At 63.2% G+C, this 18,891-nt stretch carries 17 protein-coding genes and 1 pseudogene; 1 reads left to right on the top strand and 17 read right to left on the bottom strand.

From position 1 onward, the window contains the following. Positions 1–316 precede the first annotated feature (316 nt). The 10 genes from PAN31117_RS09725 to PAN31117_RS09770 all read right to left on the bottom strand — a co-directional run bounded on the left by PAN31117_RS09725 (position 317) and on the right by PAN31117_RS09770 (position 12,415). Positions 317–1,177: an IclR family transcriptional regulator gene (locus PAN31117_RS09725; protein ID WP_370855739.1), complete on the bottom strand. Its 861-nt coding sequence runs from the start codon at positions 1,175–1,177 to the stop codon at positions 317–319. 108 nt (positions 1,178–1,285) lie between these two features. Further along, positions 1,286–2,875 (bottom strand): AMP-binding protein, encoded by a 1,590-nt coding sequence (locus PAN31117_RS09730; RefSeq protein WP_246188996.1) that lies wholly within the window; start codon positions 2,873–2,875, stop codon positions 1,286–1,288. Positions 2,876–2,973: 98 nt separating this feature from the next. Beyond that, positions 2,974–4,725, bottom strand: coding sequence for an ABC transporter permease subunit (locus PAN31117_RS09735; RefSeq protein WP_150738008.1), 1,752 nt, complete (start codon positions 4,723–4,725; stop codon positions 2,974–2,976). Between the two features lie 41 nt (positions 4,726–4,766). Beyond that, a complete protein-coding gene (locus tag PAN31117_RS09740; RefSeq protein WP_150738009.1) occupies positions 4,767–5,855 on the bottom strand; it encodes an ABC transporter ATP-binding protein in 1,089 nt (362 codons plus the stop codon). Positions 5,856–5,901: 46 nt separating this feature from the next. Beyond that, on the bottom strand, positions 5,902–6,984 hold the full coding sequence (locus tag PAN31117_RS09745) for an ABC transporter substrate-binding protein (RefSeq protein ID WP_150738010.1): 1,083 nt from the start codon (positions 6,982–6,984) through the stop codon (positions 5,902–5,904). Between the two features lie 151 nt (positions 6,985–7,135). Continuing rightward, on the bottom strand, positions 7,136–7,936 hold the full coding sequence (locus tag PAN31117_RS09750; RefSeq protein ID WP_039398566.1) for an enoyl-CoA hydratase/isomerase family protein: 801 nt from the start codon (positions 7,934–7,936) through the stop codon (positions 7,136–7,138). A 417-nt stretch (positions 7,937–8,353) separates the two neighbouring features. After that, entirely contained in the window at positions 8,354–8,788 is a 435-nt protein-coding gene (locus tag PAN31117_RS09755; RefSeq protein ID WP_039403343.1) for a F0F1 ATP synthase subunit epsilon, read from the bottom strand. A gap of 131 nt (positions 8,789–8,919) precedes the next feature. Then, the gene (locus PAN31117_RS09760) at positions 8,920–9,972 is read right to left on the bottom strand and encodes an Ldh family oxidoreductase (RefSeq protein WP_150738011.1); all 1,053 of its coding nucleotides are present in this window, start codon (positions 9,970–9,972) and stop codon (positions 8,920–8,922) included. A gap of 36 nt (positions 9,973–10,008) precedes the next feature. Continuing rightward, positions 10,009–11,499 (bottom strand): DASS family sodium-coupled anion symporter, encoded by a 1,491-nt coding sequence (locus PAN31117_RS09765; protein ID WP_150738012.1) that lies wholly within the window; start codon positions 11,497–11,499, stop codon positions 10,009–10,011. A gap of 391 nt (positions 11,500–11,890) precedes the next feature. Next, on the bottom strand, positions 11,891–12,415 hold the full coding sequence (locus PAN31117_RS09770) for a hypothetical protein (protein ID WP_150738013.1): 525 nt from the start codon (positions 12,413–12,415) through the stop codon (positions 11,891–11,893). A gap of 534 nt (positions 12,416–12,949) precedes the next feature. Between PAN31117_RS09770 and gor the strand changes: the two genes are divergently transcribed. Next, the gene (gene gor / locus PAN31117_RS09775; protein WP_150738014.1) at positions 12,950–14,311 is read left to right on the top strand and encodes a glutathione-disulfide reductase; all 1,362 of its coding nucleotides are present in this window, start codon (positions 12,950–12,952) and stop codon (positions 14,309–14,311) included. Positions 14,312–14,386: 75 nt separating this feature from the next. Here gor and PAN31117_RS09780 read toward each other — a convergent pair whose 3' ends face one another. The 7 genes and pseudogenes from PAN31117_RS09780 to fdhD all read right to left on the bottom strand — a co-directional run bounded on the left by PAN31117_RS09780 (position 14,387) and on the right by fdhD (position 18,882). Next, positions 14,387–15,616, bottom strand: a complete 1,230-nt coding sequence (locus PAN31117_RS09780) for a sodium-dependent transporter (RefSeq protein ID WP_246188997.1) — start codon at positions 15,614–15,616, stop codon at positions 14,387–14,389. Between the two features lie 25 nt (positions 15,617–15,641). After that, positions 15,642–15,776 (bottom strand): annotated as a pseudogene (locus PAN31117_RS27800) (hypothetical protein); the annotation flags it as partial. A 232-nt stretch (positions 15,777–16,008) separates the two neighbouring features. Then, on the bottom strand, positions 16,009–16,770 hold the full coding sequence (locus PAN31117_RS09785) for a phytanoyl-CoA dioxygenase family protein (RefSeq protein WP_150738015.1): 762 nt from the start codon (positions 16,768–16,770) through the stop codon (positions 16,009–16,011). A gap of 151 nt (positions 16,771–16,921) precedes the next feature. Continuing rightward, positions 16,922–17,290 carry a hypothetical protein gene (locus PAN31117_RS09790; RefSeq protein WP_150738016.1) on the bottom strand — a complete coding sequence of 123 codons (369 nt, stop codon included), beginning with the start codon at positions 17,288–17,290 and terminating at the stop codon, positions 16,922–16,924. A 137-nt stretch (positions 17,291–17,427) separates the two neighbouring features. Then, positions 17,428–17,601 (bottom strand): hypothetical protein, encoded by a 174-nt coding sequence (locus PAN31117_RS27100; protein WP_174990899.1) that lies wholly within the window; start codon positions 17,599–17,601, stop codon positions 17,428–17,430. An 81-nt stretch (positions 17,602–17,682) separates the two neighbouring features. Next, positions 17,683–17,916, bottom strand: a complete 234-nt coding sequence (locus PAN31117_RS09795) for a formate dehydrogenase subunit delta (RefSeq protein WP_150738017.1) — start codon at positions 17,914–17,916, stop codon at positions 17,683–17,685. Positions 17,917–17,949: 33 nt separating this feature from the next. Next, positions 17,950–18,882, bottom strand: coding sequence for a formate dehydrogenase accessory sulfurtransferase FdhD (gene fdhD, locus PAN31117_RS09800; protein ID WP_246188998.1), 933 nt, complete (start codon positions 18,880–18,882; stop codon positions 17,950–17,952). Positions 18,883–18,891 lie beyond the last annotated feature (9 nt).

An 18,891-nucleotide genomic window follows, 5' to 3' on the forward strand; every position in this document is an offset into this window, starting at 1 on the left:
GATCAGCGGTTCGTTATTTTGGAGATGGCAAAACGCGGCAGCCGCTTGCGCGCCGTATGCGGCGCACCGTCTGGCCGCCCCGGTCCGGCCATCGGTTTCTCTGAGGAGTGTCCGTCGTCGCTGGCGTGTCTCGCGCTTCCCTGAAGCCCACACGGTCGTGGACCCGCTGTGATATTTGACGCGCGACGCCGGAATTCCCTGAATTCAGCACTGCTCCATGTCCATGCGGCGGGATTCTAGCACGTCAAATTGAGACGACAAGAACCGCTCAGCCCCACCCGACAACGACGTCTCAACCTTCCTTACACTGCCTCTCTTACATTTCCTGACGCCGCCGCGCCGACAATGCGCCTGCCGTCTGAATCACGAGATCGGCAAACCGGCGCTCGTCGCGCTCTGCATTCCAGCGCACACGCGGCACGGCAATATTGATCGCCCCGATGGCCCGGCCATCCTGATTGACGACGGCCGCCGCCGTTGAGATATCGCCCATGAAGAACTCGTCTTCGGTGTGGGCGTACCCCTGCTTGCGGATGCGGGCAAGCCGCTCCTTGATCTTGCGCGGCTGCGACACCGTCGATGGCGTGAACTGGACGAGGTTGGTGCGCGCCAGAATATCGTCGATCTCGACGTCATCGAGCGTGGCGAGCATCGCCAGCCCTGGCGCCGTGCAATACGCGGGCAGGCGCGAACCGACGATCACATTGGCATTGAACACACTCCGGCTGACGATACGTAGCACGAAAACGATATCCGTATCCAGACGCACGGTCAGATTGGTCGCCTCTTCCGTCTCCGCCGCCAACTGCTGCAAATAGGGTGCCGCGCGACTGACCAGCTCATTCGAGACGAGATAGTGATACGTGAAGTCCAGCAGCTTCGGCGAGAGTTCGTATTTCTTGCTCTGCGGATCCTTCAGCAAATAACCCAACGCCGAGAGCGTGAACGTGAAACGCTGCGCGGCGCTGATGTCGAGGCCAGTGGCCGCCGCAATTTCGGACAGCGACAGATGACGCTTCGAGCCATCGAACGCGGTGAGCACCTTCATCGCCTTTTCGACGGAATTGACGTACAGCGTAGACTCCGTCGACGACGTTGCCGAAGGCGTCTCTGCCGAGACGGATGTGACGGCGGTCTTTTCTTTCGCGCGGCTGCGTGGGGTTTTGGTGGTGGCCACAGTCAGATGGGTGTTTTGACGGATTTGGCTGGATTATCGCATAAAAATAGCACTCTATCTTTATGCGATAACTCTAAATCCACGTTCAGCCCTCGCGTGCGCGCTGCCTCATTTCGTTGCGACCCACTCCCACGCGCCTTGCGTGTCTCGCGACAACAAGTGCTTGCGGATTCGCTCCGATGGCGTCGTCTCGAACTGCGCGGTCTCGCGATAGTAGCGCGGCCGTTGATAGCTGGCCAGACGCTCCGCCGCCCAAGTCGACAACGCCGTCCAGTCGACGGCCGCCTCGCGGAACTGCACGTACAACATGACGTCCTGCTCGCCGATCTCGCTCGCCACGCCGATCGCCGCACATGCCGCCACCGCCGGATGCCGCGCAAACACCCGTTCGATTTCCCAGGCCGAGACGTTCTCGCCTCGCACGCGCATGCTGTCGGTGCGACGTCCGATGAAAACCAGACTGCCGTCGGCACTGCGGCGCGCACTGTCGCCCGTATAAAGTTTGCCGTCGCGCAGCGCTTTCGCCGTGGCGTCGGGATTATCGAGATACCCCGGCAAGAACACGCCGTCGACATCGCTCGACAGGACAATCTCCCCCGGCTCCCCATCGGCCACCGGCTGGCCCGCGTCATCGAGCAATTCCAGCGTCAACCACGGCAACGCATGGCCGATGGAGCCGGGTTGATCGGCGTCGTTCAGCGTGGCGAAGCTTGAACACTCGGTCATGCCGTAACACTCGCGCAGCACACAACCCAGGCGTTCGCGCGTTGCCTGCCAGGCACTCGCCGAGACACCTGCGCCCCATGCCACACGCAGGGAATTTGTCGCCGGTTGCGCGTCGCGCGGCAACTGCATGAGGATGTCCAGAATGCCGCCAAGGTAGTGAAGATGCGTGGCTTGCGACTGCTCGCACTGCTGCCAGAAGCGGCTCGCCGAGAAGCGCTCGACCACGTGCATCTCGACATCCACGAGAAACGGGATCAACAACATTTGCGCGCCGCCAATGTGGCACAACGGCTCCCACAGGAACAAGCGGTCGCCGTCGGCTGCATCGGCCACGCGCAACGCTGCCTCGCTGGCAATGCGCATCATGCGATGCGTGAACAAGACCCCCTTGGGTGCACCCGTCGTTCCCGACGTATAGATGATGCAAAGCACCGATGCCGGTGTGACGGCCGCTGCGGCCGGCGGCTGCCCTGTATAAGCGGCGGCCTGCGCCATGACATCCGACATCCAGTGCCGAACCACTTGTGTGCCGTGATGCCCGGGTTGCTCGGCGGCGAGCGCAACACCGGCATCGAGCACATCGGCGAAAGACGGCTCGGCGATGAGCAGCTTCGGTTTGGCGTGCCCCAGCAGATACTCGATGCCGTCGCCTTTCAGACGCGTATTGACCGGCACCCACACGAGGCCCGAGAGCATGAGCGCGTAGATCAAGGCGACTTGCGCGGCACTGTTGCCCAGCATGACCGCCACGCGATCGCCCGGCACGAGTCCCTGCGCGGCAAACCACGCCTGCATCGCGCCGACCCGCGCGGCCATCTGCGCACGGTCGATCGCCTCGCCCTCGAACACGACGACCGGCTTCGATGAAGCCCCTTCACGTTGATTAAGCCCCGCCATGAGCAGCGGCACGACATCGAGCGAGTCGCCCTCTGCCCGCTGCGGGAAGTACTGAAGATATGGATGCGACGACATGGGTGATGCGTGTGACGATTCCGACGCCGAAGACGTCTGCGCACTCACCGGCGCAACTCGGGCAACGTTAGACATGGACATACGAGAATCCGCAGGTATCAGTAGCTCTTGCGTTTGAAGATGGAAGACAACCAGACGACGAACACCATCAGGAAGACCAGCGACGTGGCGACAGCGGCCAATGTCGGCGTCACAGCCAGTTGGATGTCGTCCCACATCTGCTTGGGCAGCGTGGTGTTGATCCCGCCGGACACGAAGATGGCAATCGTCAGGTCGTCGAACGACACGATGAAAGCGAACAGGAACGCCGAGCCGAGGCTTGCCGCGAGCAAGGGCAACAGCACGGTGCGTACACGGGTGAAGGCCGACGCGCCGAGCATTTTGGCGGCATCGTCGAGCCGCCAGTCGAAGCGCTTGAAGCTCGCCGACAAGGTGACGACCACGTACGGAATCGCCAGCACGGTGTGACCGATGACGAGGCCCGCATTAGTGCCCGCCAGTTCCCACCGTGCAAACAGATACAGCAGACCGACGGCGACGACGATGCGCGGCACGATCAGCGGCGCGATGAACACGGCGAACAGCGGCTTGCGCCAGCGCGACGGCAACCGAACGAGCGCAAGACTCGCTCCGAAGCCGAGCACGAGCGCGAGCGCGGCCGTCGCGAAGCCTACGCCCAGCGAGCGCCACAACGCCGCCTGCCAGACGCTGGATTCGAGAAACGCCACGAACCACTTGAAGGTGAACAGCTCCGGCGGGAACGACACGAACGATTGCTTCGTGAACGCCAGCGGCACGACGAACGCAATGGGCAGCACCAGTGCAAGCACAACCGCCCACGTATAGGCCTTCAGGCCCAGACCGCCGTCCGCCCGCTCGCCGCCTCGCGAGAACGACAGCTTGCCTGCGAGACGTCCGACAGTCATCAGCACCGGCAACATCCGGCCGCCCGCTCCTGCGCGTCGTTCCGGCGCTTCTCCGGCCAACGACGACAGACCGACCACCCGGTCGTACACGAAGAACACGACGATGGAGCACAGCAGCAGGACCGTCGAGAGTGCGCCCGCAAACCGCAGATCGAACAACTCCAGCACGGACGAGATGACCAGTTGCGCCACCATCGACTCACGCGGCGAGCCAAGCAGTGCGGGCACGATGAAGAAGCCGAGACTGGTGATGAAGACGAGCAACCCGGCCGCCGCCGCACCCGGTCCGGACAGCGGCAGGAACACAGTAAAGAATCCCGTCGAGCGATCCGCGCCGAGCGTTTGCGCCGCCTGCACCAGTTGCATGTTGATGCCGCGCATGATCGGCAGCATCGTCATGACGGCGAGCGGCAGCATCGCGTGCACCATGCCGATCAGCACGCCCGTCATCGACGGCGCGAGCGTGCCCGCGCTGTCGAGCAGACCGAGGTGCGTGGCGAGCGTCGTGAGCAGGCCCGTCTTCGAGAGCAGCAACATCCAGGCATAGGTCTTGACGAGATAGCTCGTCCAGAACGGCAGCACGATCCACAACAGCCAGCGCTCACGCGAGCGCGCCGACAGGCGGGCCAGCAAATACGCCACCGGATAGCCCAGCAGCACCGACAACGCGGCCGTCAGGAAGGCAATCCAGAAGGTCGAGCCGAGCACCTTGATATAAACGGCCGAGTGCGTCATGCGCGCGAATTGCGCGACGGATAACACACCATCGGCATCGTAAAGGCCGCCTTGCAAGATCTCGACGACCGGCACGATGAAGAACACAGCGAGGAACAGCAACGCAGGCAGCGCCGGCAACCACCGGGCCACGTGTTTCGGCCAGGCAATACGGGGCCCCGCCTGAGGCAGGCGTTGAACAAGCCACATGGCAAATACTCCTGAAGCGGATGACTTGGGCGAAAGAAGACTCAGCGCGTGAGTAACGTGGCGCGGCCGTGATCCCACGCGAGCCCGACGCGCTCGCCTACGCGTGGTGTCAGCTCACGCGGACAGCGCACGGTGAAATGCGCGCGCTCGGCATCGGCAGCGGAGGCGGACTCACCGCCCTGCCCCAGCGATACGATGGCGCGCGTGTCTGAGCCGAGAAAGACCACCTCGCGAATCGTCCCGGCAAGTGCACCGTCTTCCGGCGTGGTCAGCCGTGCCGCCTCCGGGCGCACGAGCAGGCTCGCCGCACCGGCCGCAGGCAAATCGGGGCTCGGGCCAATGGGCACCAGACGCTCACCCACGCGCAGCGCGACGCGTCCGTCCGCCAGACGCTCCACCACGCCATCGAGCAGATTCGAATGCCCGAGGAAGTCGGCGGCAAAGCGCGTGGCCGGACGGTCGTACAACTGCGCGGGCGTACCGATCTGTTCGATGCGCGCCTGATTCATCAGACAGATGCGGTCGGACAGCGTCAGCGCCTCATCCTGATCGTGCGTCACATAGATGAACGTTGCGCCCAGCTCCTGATGCAGACGCCGGATTTCCAGTTGCATGTGCTCGCGCAACTTCTTGTCGAGCGCGCCGAGCGGCTCGTCGAGCAGGATGATCGACGGACGAAACGCGAAGCAGCGCGCCAGCGCGATACGTTGCTGCTGACCGCCCGACAACTCCGAAGGCAGACGTTGCGCAAACGCCTGCATCTTGACCATGGCGAGCGCCGAGTCGACGGCCGGTCCCAACTCGGCGCGCGGCAGCTTGCGCATGCGCAAGCCATACGCCACGTTCTCCCAGACGGTCATGTGCGGAAAGAGCGCATAGCTCTGGAACACCATCCCGATGCCACGCTTGCCCGGTGCGTCGTGCGTGGCGTCGCGCCCGTCGATGAGCAACTGGCCCGCGCTGGGCTCGACCAGCCCCGAGATCATTTGCAGCAGCGTGGTCTTGCCCGAGCCAGACGGCCCGAGCAACGTGAGAAATTCCCCTGCCGCGACGCGCAGATCCGTCGGCAGAAGCGCGGGAGTCTCGCGGTACGTCTTGGCAAGACCGATGGTTTCCAGTTTGGTGCTCATATTCGTGCTCATCCTGCTCCGGTATTCACAACACTTGCATCGACGCTTACGACAGCAGCCACGCGTTGAAACGCTCGGTAGCCTTCGTACGGTTCTCGGCCCACCACTGCGGACTCGGTAGACGCATGCCCTTGAGGTTGGCAGGCGCGGTCGGCAGCAGCGGTGCGCGCTCCTTGGGAATGCCATCGAATGCCTTGAGGTTGGTCGGACCATACGCGAGGTCCTGCGTGATGAGCGCCTGTCGGGCCGGATCGCCGCAGAAACGCACGAACTGCTTCGCGAACTCGGCGCGCGGCGTGCCCTTCGGAATTCCCCACCCTTCGATGGAATACAGCCCCTGATTCCAGACGATCTTCACCGGTGCCTTGTTGTCGATGGCCGCCTGCGCACGCCCGTTCCACGTCGACATCATGTCGACGTCGCCGCTCTGGATCGCCTGCATGGCCTGCGCCCCCGACGTCCACCAGAGGTTGATGTGCGGCTTGATCTTGTCGAGCGACTTGAACGCGCGGTCGAGATCGAGCGGATACAGCTTGTCGATGGGCACGCCGTCGGCCATGAGCGCTTGTTCCAGCGTGTCGAGCGGGCTGCGGCGCAGCGAACGGCGGCCCGGGAAACGCTTCACGTCCCAGAAGTCGGCCCACGTCTGCGGCGCTTCTTTCTGAAACTTGTCGGTGCGATACGCCAGTACGGTCGAGTAGACGTCGACACCCAACCAGTCGGCCGTCACGGCCTCGGGCATGATGCCGGGGAAATCGGCCGCCTTCATGCCGATCGGCTCGAGAAAGCCCTTCGATTCGAGATACGGAATGTCGGCCGACAGCGTGAGCGTGGTGACGTCCCACACAAAGTTCTTCGTCTGCACCATCGCCGCGAACTGCGCCACTGGCTGCGAATCGCGCGCCACGCTCACGACCTTGATGCCGGTCGCCTTCTCGAACGGGTCGTAGAACGCCCGGCGATAAGCGGCGGTGTACGGGCCACCCGGATCGGAGACGATCAGTTGCTTCGCCTGAGCGAATGCCGTGTGCGACGCGAGCATCGGCACCGAGCCGGCCAGCGCGGTGACACCGGCCATTTGAAGCAGACGGCGGCGGGACGGATTTTGCGGGTCGTGCGAGTGAGACATAAGGAACTCCGCTTGTGCGATGGACAGACGCAACACGCCTGCCCTGTGTGGGTTGCCGCCCGTCGCGCCGTTGTGACTAGGTGTCCACAGGCAGCGACGGAGGTAACGCTTCAGTCGATGGCGATCTCTTGTGGATCGGCCGGTAGTGGCGTCAGGCTTTTGCCGTTTCGGCCTTGGCGGCCCGCTTGGCGAAGAACGCTGCCATCATGCGCGCCGGTTCGCCCGACTCGTACGACTCGCGTTGAATGCGCATGCCCGCTTCGATGGCGTCCTGGAACGTGCCTTCGGTCATTTCGCGGAAGCGCTGCTTGTCCAGACGCATCGCCACCGGCGGCTTCTCGGCGAGTTCCGTCGCGATTTCCAGCGCCTTGTCGAACACCTTGTCTTCCGGCACGAGGTGATGGATCAGGCCAAGGCGATGGCTCTCGTCCGCGTCCATCAAACGGCCGGTGAGCGTCAATTCGATCGTGCGCGACAGCCCCAGCATGTGATTCATGATCCACGGACCGGTCGTGCTCGCGATACCGGCATTGATCTCCGGCTGCCCCATGCGCACGCCCGGGTGGCCGACGCGAATGTCCCCCAGCAGCGACACCTGGAAGGCGGAGCCTGCAGCCGTGCCGTTCAGCGCCATGACCAGCGGCTTCTTCAGGCTACGGATCACGTCGTAGTAGTGCTCCCAACCCTTGATCCACTCGATGGCCGTGTCGCCGTCGAAATGCTTCGCTTCGGCCAGATCCTGTCCGGCCGAGAACGCGCGACCTGCGCCGGTCATGATCACGGCCGCCACGTTATCGTCGGCATTGAAACGCTGGAGCGCATCGATGATCAGTTCTCGCATGGCAATAGTCCAGGCGTTAAGCGCCTGCGGACGATTCAAGGTGATCACCGCCACCTTGCCAACCTGCGTGAAGAGAACTTCCTGCTCCGTTTGCTTTGCTGTCTCGCTCATTTGAACTCCAAGGGCACCGACGCGTGGACATCACGCGTGCATTGAGAGGGCGACAATGCGATCAACGCATTTTTCGCTAAACAGTTATCTCAGTGCAATAACTGTTATCTGAGAGCAATATAGTTATTCCAAAAAAATGGTGCAAGCAGAATCAGTTCAGGGTTTACCTCAGGCGGTTGCACCTTGAGGATCGATGACACAACTCAGTACGGAATACATGGCGAACGAACGGTCGAGCGTCGACAGGAGGTGGCGCACGCCTGCGCAGCGCCATCCGACGAGGGCGCTCAGGCGATGTCCATTGAGGGATCGGGGAGAAAAACGCGGCGATCGGCCCGGGAGGACCGACTGGCTTTGAGAGGCTGGAGGTCAGCCGGGGAGAAGGTCGCCCACGGGCGACCTGAAGACTAACTACGGTTAATCGCCTTGCGCCCGCGACTTTTGTTTGCGCAGGCGGCGAATGGCTTGCAGTTGCGCCACGGCTTCGGCCAGTTCGGCCTGCGCCTTGGCGTAATCGATGTCGCCGGTCTGTTGCTCCAGCAATGCGGCAGCTGCTTCGCGGGCACGCTCCGCGCGCGCCTGATCGAGACTGTCGGCACGCATGGCCGTGTCGGCGAGCACCGTCACCCGGTCAGGCTGGATCTCGACGAAGCCACCGGCGATGTACAGGAACGTCTCGGTACCGTCGACACCTTCGATGCGCACCGTTCCGGGACGCACACCCGAGAGCAGCGGCGTGTGCCCCGGCAACACCCCCAACTCACCTGCCGAGCCGGGGATTTCCACGAATCGCGCCTCGCCCGAGAAAATCGCGCGCTCGGTGCTGACCACGTCTACCTTGAGTAATGCCATGTATTTCACTTCTCCCTGCGACACGACTTCCGCCGCCTGAGCTTGCTGCAGCGCTGTCGTCGCGCCGTGTCCTTCCTAAGGTCTGGCGAACCCGGACGCGAACCTATCGCGCCCCGAGTCCGCCCTGAACATCACAACGTTCGTGGCGTCGCGACACCAAGATCCGTCGACATCTTCAATAGCGACTCCCAAATCGGTGTCGTGAGGTCGATATGATCGTGATGCTTCTTGCGATTGTCCGCCTCGTATTCACCGGGATACTGCACGCGGTCGAAGCCAGGCTGCGGCGGGCATGACGTCAGATAGTCGATAAACGCCTCCACCTCGTGCGAGCGCCACGTGGCGGCGAAGTCGACCTGCGGGTTGAGCACGATGGCGAACATGTTGTTCGTCGCCACGCCCGCACGCGGGTGTTCCGGCTGTATCGTTCCGCCGCCCGAGAGCACCCCCGCCAGCAACTCCGTCACGATGCCCAGCGCGTAGCCCTTGTGTCCACCGAACGGCAGTAACGCACCGAACGGCTCGGTGAAGAGCACGTTCGGATCCGTCGACGGATGACCGTAACCGTCGATCAACGACCCCGGCGGCGCCTGTTTGCCTTCGGCCGCCAGCACACGTGCCTTGTTGATGGCGATGGCGCTCGTCGCCATGTCCACCACCAGCGGCGGACGGTTGTTCGGCAACGGCCCGGCAAAGCACAACGGATTGGTCGTCAGGCGCGGCTCGCTGCCGCCAAACGGTGCAACCATTGGCTGACGGTTCGTCACATTCGTGAACGCCATGAACACCAGCCCTTGATGCGCCGCCATCTCGCCATACTGGCCCATGCGGCCCAGATGGTGGCTGTTGCGCAGCGTCAGAATCGCCACGCCCTTTTCGAAGGCGCGTGCAATCGCATGCTCGACCACGAACTTGCCCACGTGCTGACCGAAGCCGCGATTGCCCTCGAACAACAACAGATTGCCGTGATCGGTGAGCACGGTCGGACGTCCGCTCGGATTGACCTGTCCGTCCTCAAGCACTTTGCGATAGGTCGGCAGAATCGACAGGCCGTGACTCGCATACCCGACACGGTCCGATTCCACGAGATGCTCAGCGACGTCGAGCGCGATGTCGTCCGGTACGCCCTGCGCGAGCAGCAATTGTTTGCCGAAGTCGACGGCATCTTTCAGGGGGATTCGCATAGTGACTCCTTATTCATCGAGCGCAGCAGGCACGCATTACAACCAGCCCAGCCAGCGCCAGTACGTCGCGGCGAACACCAGCAGCAAAGCGTAACCCACGACGGTGACGATGATCCCCACCTTGGCGAATTGTTTGGCGGTGAACGTGTCGGTGCCCAGACACACCATGTTCTGCGGTGCGTTGATTGGCAGGATGAAACCGAAGCTGACCGTGAAGCCAAGCAGCATGGTCATGCCCAGCCGGTTGAAGTCACCCGGCAAGGTTTGCAGCACGGCAATCAGAATAGGCAGCATGGCCGAAGTCAGCGCCGTGGCACTGGCGAAACCCAGGTGAATGAGGATGAGGAATGCGGCCAGTATCGCGAAGATCGACAACGTCGGCAGCGAATCAAGGCCCGTTGCGGCCACCACGTGATTACCTAGCCACTGCCCTGCCTGCGTCGTGAGCAATGCGGTGCCAAGACTGATACCGACCCCGAACACGATCACGGTGCCCCAGGGAATGCGCGACTGCACGTCCTTCCAGGTCATCACGCCAAAACGCGGCAGCATCAGCACCACCAGACCGACGTAGGTGACCGAGGTCGTATCGAAGCGGTGCAGCTTGCCTTCCGTCGCCCAGAACAGCAGCAGTCCGATCGACACCGCAAGCAAGCGCTTTTGCGAACTCGTCATCGGCCCCATTTCGCGCAGTTGCGCTTCCACGGCTTCTTTGCCGCCGGCAATGGCGTCGGCCTCGGGTGGCATCAGCTTGAGCACGAGCACCACGAGCACCACCGACATGATGATCGCCCACGGCGCGCCGGCGACAAGCCACTCAGCCCACGTAATGCGGTCGCCGAGCATCTTGTCCATGAAGCCCACGGTCAGCAGGTTCTGTGCGGCCGCCGTCTGAATACCGACGTTCCAGATACTGGTCGCCTGCGCCACGATGATCATGATGCCTGCGGCAATATTCGAGCGCTTATCGACGCCGAACGCGGCAATCACACCCATCATGATCGGCACCACACAGGCGCTGCGGGCGGTGGCGCTGGGAACGACAAGCGAGAGCAGGATGGTGACGGCAACGGCACCGATCATCACGCGGCGCGTGCTGGTCCCGATCTTGGAGAGGGTCACGAGTGCAATGCGACGGTCGAGCCCGGTGAGGGTCATCGCCGCAGCGATGAAGAGCGCACCGGCCACCAGTGCGAGGGCCGAGTTGGAGAACCCGGCAAGCGCCATGCTAATAGCGCGCGACGTGCCGTACTCGACGCTCGGATCCTGCACCGTGGGCGCGGTGCCCACGAGAAACGCCATCAGCGAAGTGATGATGATGGCGCTGGCTTCGTACGAGACGGCCTCGGTAATCCACACCACCACGGCAAAGGCGAGAATGGCCAGCATGCGATGGCCTGCGACCGGGAGATCGTCGGGCATCGGGATAAAGAGCACGGCAATCATCACGATCACACCGGCAATCAGCCCGATGGGTATCGCTTTCTTCTGGGGAGGGCTTTGCACAGAAACGTCAGGCGTGCTCATAAGGGGGCTCCAGAACGGAATGGCATGCCGGCAGTCGGCATGTCTTGAGGAAATGCCACGCTTGAACTGCGGGTCAATCCTACCTGCATTGAACTTGGCGAGGCAAGCTCGGGGCATAGGCGTGCACCGTTGGCCGCAGGCCCTAACGCAGCGTGGGGCAATACGGGCACGGCATAGGCAAGCGTGGCGGGGAAAGGGCGAAGTCCGACAGTCCCGTGTGCATACAGATGCACGGGACAGCAATCAACGCGGCGGTGAATGCAGCACGCGAGGCATTCGGGGTGTACCGGCGCACCAAAGGTCCGGACGCCCCGGTCGCCGGAAATGCATCGCAAATGAAACGGTGACGCGATCCACGCAGGTGATACGGTTCGCAGTGAGGTGCGCGCAGCTAGAAATGCAGTCCGAAGTATTCCGGTGCACCGGCGAACAGTTGGGTATTGAGGACGGGATTGGTCAACGCGCGATGCCAGAGCGTCTGATACAGCCCTGTGAGTCCGGCGCGCGGTCCGGTCACCATGCCGTCCGCGCCCGACGTCAACCCGGCATTGCCGAGCGTCCCGCTTAGCGTGCGACCGCTGACGATGACCGGGTCTGCCGCCCACGCGCCCGCGTCCGCGAATACGTCGTGCCACGGCGCGGGAGCCGCACCTACGAGCGCCGGCGGCGGCGAACCCGGCGGCGTATGGGGAGACACCCGGGCCGACGCCCGGGCCGCACGCTTCGAACGTGCGGCCCGTGTCGGCCGGGCGCCAGACTTGGCCTGCGCCGTTGCGGACTTCGTCGCCGCCTGCACACCGGTGGAATTCACGGGATGCGGCGGATTGGCGGCATGTGCCGATGCCACCATCCAGAAGCAACACAACAACGCCAGCGCCGAGCTGGCGCCCATCAGGCGGGTAAGCGACTTCGTCATGACATCCTCGTGTATCGGCGGTGATCCCCGCCTGTCTTGGGATAGTCAGAGCAAATTTCGGACCACGAGAGACAACTGTTTGATTCTTATGCACTTCTTATTCCACCATTCGCAGATGTCCGAAGAATTCCCAAGATTTGTTTCACTTCAGAAACATCCGGCGGCCGCGATTGATCATCGACGATACGTTTTGACCGCCTTGCAGGCCGGTGTCCACGCTCGCCGGTGAAGCATTGATCGACTTTCGACGCTTCGATTGTCGTCCTGCGTTTCGTCTGGCGCTTTGATGTGGGTCAAAAAAAGCGCACGACCGTGCGAAAACCCGAATTGACGGACGACGAACGTTATGGCGAGGCACGGCGGCGTTTTAGCAGCGGTCAATGGGGCGTTGACTGCCCCTGGGCTCGGAGGCGTCCGAAAATGCCGGGGCCCTTCAGATGTAGGGAGCATGTCTCTGGCACAATCGCTCAACGCTAGCGGCACGGGGCCATCGACCGACTGTCCGGTGCGCCCAATGACATAAAGGAGTCAGCAATGTCCCAGTTCGATGTGGATCTGTTCGTGATCGGTGCCGGTTCGGGCGGCGTGCGAGCCGCACGCGTCGCCGCGCAATACGGCGCACGCGTGAAAGTCGCGGAAGAGTTTCGCGTGGGTGGCACGTGTGTCATTCGCGGTTGCGTGCCGAAGAAGCTGTTGGTCTACGCCAGCCGGTTTGCCGACGAATTCGAAGATGCCGCCGGTTTCGGCTGGGAAGTGCCCTCCCCCAAGTTCGACTGGAAAACGCTGATCGCGCGCAAGGACACCGAGATTGCGCGACTCGAAGGCATCTACACGACCAACCTGGAACGCGCAGGGGCCGAACTCGTCGCGGCGCGAGCCGTAGTCGAAGGCCCACACACGGTCGTGCTGCCCGCCACCGGTGAGCGCATTACCGCGCGCAACATTCTGATCGCGACGGGCGGCCGTCCGGCAGATCAACCGCACTTCGTCGGACGCGAGCACGCCATTTCGTCAAACGAAGTGTTTCATCTCGCATCGCTCCCCGAGCGGATTACGATCATCGGCGGCGGTTACATTGCACTGGAATTCGCAGGGGTTTTCGCCGGGCTGGGCTCGAAGGTGACCGTCGTGCATCGCGGGCCGCATTTGCTGCGTGGCTTCGACGAGGAAGTTCGGACGTCGCTTGAAGCCGCATATCGCGAGCGAGGCATCGAGATCCTGCTTGAGCGCACGATCGAGCGTGCAGAGAAGACTCAGGACGGCTTGCGCATTAAGCTGTCGGACGGCAGCGCGCACGAAGCGGACGTGCTGTTGAGCGCTGCGGGGCGTGTGCCGTACACGCAAGGACTCGGGCTAGCGGCCAGTGGCGTGGCACTCAACGACAAGGGGGCGGTGATCGTCGACGAGTTCTCGCGCACGAATGTGCCGTCGATCTTTGCCGTTGGCGACGTCACCGATCGCGTCAACCTCACGCCGATGGCGATTCGCGAAGGCCAGGCGTTCGCGGATACGGTGTTCGGGGAGCGCACCACGCGCGTCGACCACAAGCTGATTCCGACGGCAGTGTTCAGTACGCCGGAAATCGGTGTGGTGGGACTGACCGAGAGTGAAGCCCGGGCACAGTACACACAGATCAAGGTGTACAAGGCCACCTTCCGCCCGCTCAAGGCGACGCTGTCGGGCCGTCAGGAAAAGATGCTGATGAAGCTGCTCGTCGACGGCGCGACCGATAAGATCGTCGGTGCGCATATGGTCGGGGATCACGCAGGAGAACAGGTGCAGTTGCTGGGCGTCGCGCTGTCGATGGGCGCAACGAAGGCCGACTTCGATCGCACGCTCGCCGTGCACCCGACGGCCGCCGAAGAATGGGTGACGATGCGCACGCCGGTGGCGTAAATCGGCACCACCCGACGCGGGTACTGAAGCCATTGCCGTGGTCAGCGCCCGCGTCCACCTATCCGAGTCTAAGTCTTAGAACGTCTGATACCAGACGCCGAAGATGGCAATCGGCGTGAGCACCAGCAGCAGTACGCGCCATACCGGTACAAACCACTGCGCGCGCGAACCTTCCAGCACAGTACGTGCCTTGGGCCAGATGCACGCACCGACGAAGATCGCGATGCAAAGCCCGCCCGCTGGCATCAGCAGATTGACGGTGACGTAGTCCATCAGATCGAAGATCGTGCGGTTGAACAGTCGTACTTCCGACCAGACGCCGAACGATAGTGCCGCAGGCGCACCGAACAGGAATGTCGCGACGAACACTGCGAGGACCGCCGGACCACGCCGCCATTGATATTCGTCGATCAGAAAGGCCGCGACCGGCTCGAACAGCGAAACGGCCGAGGTCAGCGCGGCGAACAGCAACAGCAGGAAGAATGCGATGGCAATGGCGTGGCCGAACGGCATCTGCGCAAAGATGGCAGGCATGGTGATGAATGTGAGGCCGGGACCGGCATCGGGCGGCACGCCGAACGCGAAAACGGCCGGGAGGATCATCAGACCGGCAAGGCAACACGCCAGTGTCGCAAGCGTCGCGACCCAGACGGCCGAACCGGCAAGCCGTGCGTCGCGTGGCAAATAGGATCCGTAGACCACGATCATGCCCGCCCCCAGCGACAACGAGAAGAACGCCAGTCCTAGCCCTTCGAGCAGCGTGTCGCCGGAGATCATAGAAAAGTCGGGCGTAAGGAACCAGGCCACACCCGCCATCGCCCCAGGCAGCGTGAGCGCTCGGGCAATGACCATCAACATCAGCAGGAACAGCGCGGGCATGAGCCACTTGCCTGCCCGCTCGATGCCCTTCTGTACACCGGCCGCGACGATCAACGCCGTCAGACCGAGAAACACCCCCATGCTCGCGAGTAACGCCACCGGATTCGCGGTGAACGCCGAGAACTCGGCGACCAGCCGCTGCGTATCGTTCGCGAGGACCGAGCCGGTGAACGCGCGCATCAGGTACGTCACCGTCCAGCCACCGACCACGACGTAGAACGAGAGAATCGCGAACGCATTGAATGTGGCGATGCGCCCGACCCAGGCCCAGGCGCGTCCGCCGAGCGTGCGCAACGCGGTCGTGATGGACTGCCCCGTCAAACGGCCAACCGTCATCTCTGCCAGCAACAGGGCGACGCCGAGCGTCAGCACACAGGCCAGATAGACGACGAGGAACGCCCCCCCCACCGTGCTGCCCGACGACATACGGAAATTTCCAGACCGCGCCGAGGCCAACGGCAGAGCCAGCGGCGGCGAGCACGAAACCCAGCCGAGATCCCCAGGTGGCACGGCTCGCTTCGCCCGAGGCTTCGGTTGCAACGGGCGATGCCGCTGGGGCAGCAGGTGAGATGGGCAAATGGGACACGTGTCTCCTCCGGAAACGGACGTGCAGCCACTCGTTCCACGCGGCTTGGCACCGCGCGGGAGCGACACGTCACTGGTTCATTGGAATGGCGTCAGGCAGATTACTGGCATGGCACGGCATCGTTATCGGAACGATGCGGATCACGTGCGCCAGCGCGCGACACCACAAGGGTGGCCGGAGAGTCTACGCGGGAAAAGGTGCCTACCGGTTTAGGAAAGCACCCAAATTGGCATCAGTGGCCGAGTTCGACCTCGCCTGCCGAGGCAGAACGCGTCCCCGGTTTCGGCGGATTGCTTTCGCCCCGGTACGCGAACACGACTGAGAATTTAGTGGTGTCACCTTCATTGCGGCCAGCCGCGTGAAACAGTCCGCTGTGGAACAGCACGACATCGCCTTGTGCAAGTTCCACTTGTTTGCCACGCGCCACGAGCGGCTGATTGTCCGGTTCGTCGGGACGCAAGAAGTCCAGCGAATCGAGCTGATGCGGTTGGAGCTGCTCGCGGTGCGAACCGGGAATGAAGCGAAGCGCCCCGTTGTCGCGCGTCTCCGGCCCCAGCGCCAGCCAGACCGAAACCAACGAGTTCTCGGGGAACGACCAGTAGCGGATATCGCGATGCCAGCCGGTTGCCGTACCGAAGTGAGGATGTTTCGTCATCACGCAGTTGTGGTGCGCGAGCGTCAGCACCACGTCTTCGCCGAAGATCTGAGCAAGCGATTCGATCAGGTCCGGGCGCGTGGCCCAGTGGCGAAGTGCATCGCCGCGATCGTAAGCCTTGAGCAGACGGCGAACCGTCTGGCCCCCCTCGGCGTCGCGCGATTGCGGTGCGCCCTCATAACCCACGTCGGCTTCGAACTCGAGCGGTAGCGTGGCCGCCGCCAACTGCGCTCGCACATCGACCAGAATCGCCTCGCAGTCGGCCTGCGCGACGTAGCGCGGAAGGATCAGATAACCGTCGTTACGGAAGGTTTCAAGTTGCGATGCGGTAAGCGCCATGATGGTCGGCGAAGCGGGCAATAAGCTGACTGTTAATGGGAAATGACGAGGACTTGGAGTTTCGCTGTAACCAGATGAATCGGGAGGACTTGCAGGGTCATGGCCGTTGACGTCGTCGCTGTATCACATGGCGTCGTAACGGCAATGGCGCTCAGGCGGCGCGTTTACGTCGTCGGGGCGGCAGATCGCCGGTCGTCTTGCGTTCGAGCTTGGGTTCGGGCTGTGGCACGTCGGTGCCGGGCAGCGACGCCTGCGGATTACCGGCGGGACGCGGCGTGTCGACCACGCTGCGCAGACGGTCGAGCTCGCGGGTGAGCTTCGCCAATTGGTATTCGAGCTGGCAATTACGGCGATACAGCGTGCGCATTTTCTGGCTGAGCGCCTGCGTCTGTGTCCAATATTCCGGATACATGACGAAACGCCCATCCGGGCGTTCGACGACGCCAAGCCCGCTCTGCCCCATCACGTCGATGGTTTCCAGCGCGTAGCGTCGAACTTTTTTTACCGTACCTGCCGCCATTTATTTCCTACAGTCCCAGCCTGAGAGAGTCAGGCGCGGCATTTTGCCACGAATTCGGCCCGCCCGGGCGGCAAACCCGCGTCGGACCTGAGATTTATTTTTCTGCCGCGGCCCCGCCGGACGGGGCTGCGATCGACTCACTTCGTCTCGCTGGGGCGCGACCCGGGAACCCGCTTCGGTTTGTCGACTTCGATGGACACGGGATCGCTCGCCGGAAACGTCTCTTCAAGCGCTTCGTCGAGGTCGCGTTCCACGGCGTCCTCCTTGTGAGGATGCTGTGGGCCGGGCTTGCGCGTGGGGGTATCGCTCATCAAGTCCTCCGCTGGTAAGGCCGCGCCGGTGCGCGACCGTCCCCCTACTATACCGCGAGCAGCGTAGGCTCGCGCGTCGCGTCAGGCCGCTGGCGTCAGGCGTGCACGGTGGCGCGTCAGGGCCTCCCGCACGAGCGCATGCATTTCCTCACCGTCCGGGGTGTCGACGAGGGCCAGAATCTGCGAACGCATGCGCGGATCCCAGAATTTATGCAGGTGCGTCGCGACCTGATCCAGCGCCTCTTCGCGATCGGGCAAGGAGTCGAAGAAGTCTGCAATGCGGTTAGCCATACGCACGAGGTTGTTGCCGTCCATCGAAAGTCTCCCGCTCCGTCAGGGTCACGGCCGTCAGACGCGCTCGTCGAGCGCCGCCCCGCCGGTGTAAATCACGCACTGTTCGCCGCGAACGAAGCCGACAAGCGCCACACCCGCCGCATGCGCCGTACGCACCGCCAGCGCCGTGGCCGCCGACACGGCCGCCACCATCGGAATGCCGACTTGCGCCGCTTTCTGCACGATCTCGACGCTGGCGCGACTGGTCATCAGGACAAAACCGCTGTCGAACGCACGCCCCTCGCGGGCCAGCGCCCCGATGAGTTTGTCAAGCGCGTTATGACGGCCGACGTCTTCCCGCAGACAAACGATCTCGCCCTGCGGCGAGCACCAGGCCGCGCCGTGCACTGCACCGGTCACGCCGTTGAGCGCCTGATGCGCTGCCAGCCCCTCATGCGCCGCCGCCAGTGCCGCATGGGTCACTCGCAACGGCTCGCCAGCGGACGGCAACGGCCGCAACACCTGATCCAGACTCTCGGTGCCGCAAAGTCCGCATCCGGTGCGCCCCGTCAGATTGCGACGCCGTTCCTTAAGCCCGGCAAAAGCACGCGACGACACTTCGAGGTGCGCGGTAATACCCAGTGAGGTCGCCGAAACGTCCACGCCATAACACTCGCGCCGGTCGTTAAGAATGCCTTCCGACAAAGCGAAACCCAGCGCGAAGTCTTCGACATCGGCCGGTGTCGCCAGCATCACCACATGCGAAATACCGTTGAACTCCAGCGCGACGGGCACTTCCTCGGCGAGTTCGTCGCTCGCCGCCTGCCACGCGCCATGACGGAAACGCCGCACGGCGAATGTCGCGTGAGGCGAGAGGCTTTCGGGGTCGATGGCTGTCGGCGCGACGTCGCATACGAGCGCGGCGATGCCATCGATCTCATTGCTGGCATCGCCTGCCAATTCACTGGCTTCGCGGGCTTCACCCACTTCACGTAACGGGTTGGACATCGTCAAACA

Origin of the sequence: Pandoraea anapnoica, assembly GCF_902459765.1 — a bacterium.
GTDB lineage: Bacteria > Pseudomonadota > Gammaproteobacteria > Burkholderiales > Burkholderiaceae > Pandoraea > Pandoraea anapnoica.

Excerpts from the sequence above, each read along its gene's own strand:
- PAN31117_RS09780 (WP_246188997.1), bottom strand. The coding sequence starts at position 15,616 with ATGTCGTCGGGCAGCACGGTGGGGGGGGCGTTCCTCGTCGTCTATCTG.
- PAN31117_RS09765 (WP_150738012.1), bottom strand. The coding sequence starts at position 11,499 with ATGAGCACGCCTGACGTTTCTGTGCAAAGCCCTCCCCAGAAGAAAGCG.
- PAN31117_RS27100 (WP_174990899.1), bottom strand. The coding sequence starts at position 17,601 with ATGAGCGATACCCCCACGCGCAAGCCCGGCCCACAGCATCCTCACAAG.
- PAN31117_RS09770 (WP_150738013.1), bottom strand. The coding sequence starts at position 12,415 with ATGACGAAGTCGCTTACCCGCCTGATGGGCGCCAGCTCGGCGCTGGCG.
- gor (WP_150738014.1), top strand. The coding sequence starts at position 12,950 with ATGTCCCAGTTCGATGTGGATCTGTTCGTGATCGGTGCCGGTTCGGGC.
- PAN31117_RS09750 (WP_039398566.1), bottom strand. The coding sequence starts at position 7,936 with ATGAGCGAGACAGCAAAGCAAACGGAGCAGGAAGTTCTCTTCACGCAG.
- PAN31117_RS09785 (WP_150738015.1), bottom strand. The coding sequence starts at position 16,770 with ATGGCGCTTACCGCATCGCAACTTGAAACCTTCCGTAACGACGGTTAT.
- fdhD (WP_246188998.1), bottom strand. The coding sequence starts at position 18,882 with ATGTCCAACCCGTTACGTGAAGTGGGTGAAGCCCGCGAAGCCAGTGAA.
- PAN31117_RS09795 (WP_150738017.1), bottom strand. The coding sequence starts at position 17,916 with ATGGACGGCAACAACCTCGTGCGTATGGCTAACCGCATTGCAGACTTC.
- PAN31117_RS09790 (WP_150738016.1), bottom strand. The coding sequence starts at position 17,290 with ATGGCGGCAGGTACGGTAAAAAAAGTTCGACGCTACGCGCTGGAAACC.
- PAN31117_RS09745 (WP_150738010.1), bottom strand. The coding sequence starts at position 6,984 with ATGTCTCACTCGCACGACCCGCAAAATCCGTCCCGCCGCCGTCTGCTT.
- PAN31117_RS09730 (WP_246188996.1), bottom strand. The coding sequence starts at position 2,875 with ATGTCGTCGCATCCATATCTTCAGTACTTCCCGCAGCGGGCAGAGGGC.
- PAN31117_RS09735 (WP_150738008.1), bottom strand. The coding sequence starts at position 4,725 with ATGTGGCTTGTTCAACGCCTGCCTCAGGCGGGGCCCCGTATTGCCTGG.
- PAN31117_RS09755 (WP_039403343.1), bottom strand. The coding sequence starts at position 8,788 with ATGGCATTACTCAAGGTAGACGTGGTCAGCACCGAGCGCGCGATTTTC.
- PAN31117_RS09740 (WP_150738009.1), bottom strand. The coding sequence starts at position 5,855 with ATGAGCACCAAACTGGAAACCATCGGTCTTGCCAAGACGTACCGCGAG.
- PAN31117_RS09760 (WP_150738011.1), bottom strand. The coding sequence starts at position 9,972 with ATGCGAATCCCCCTGAAAGATGCCGTCGACTTCGGCAAACAATTGCTG.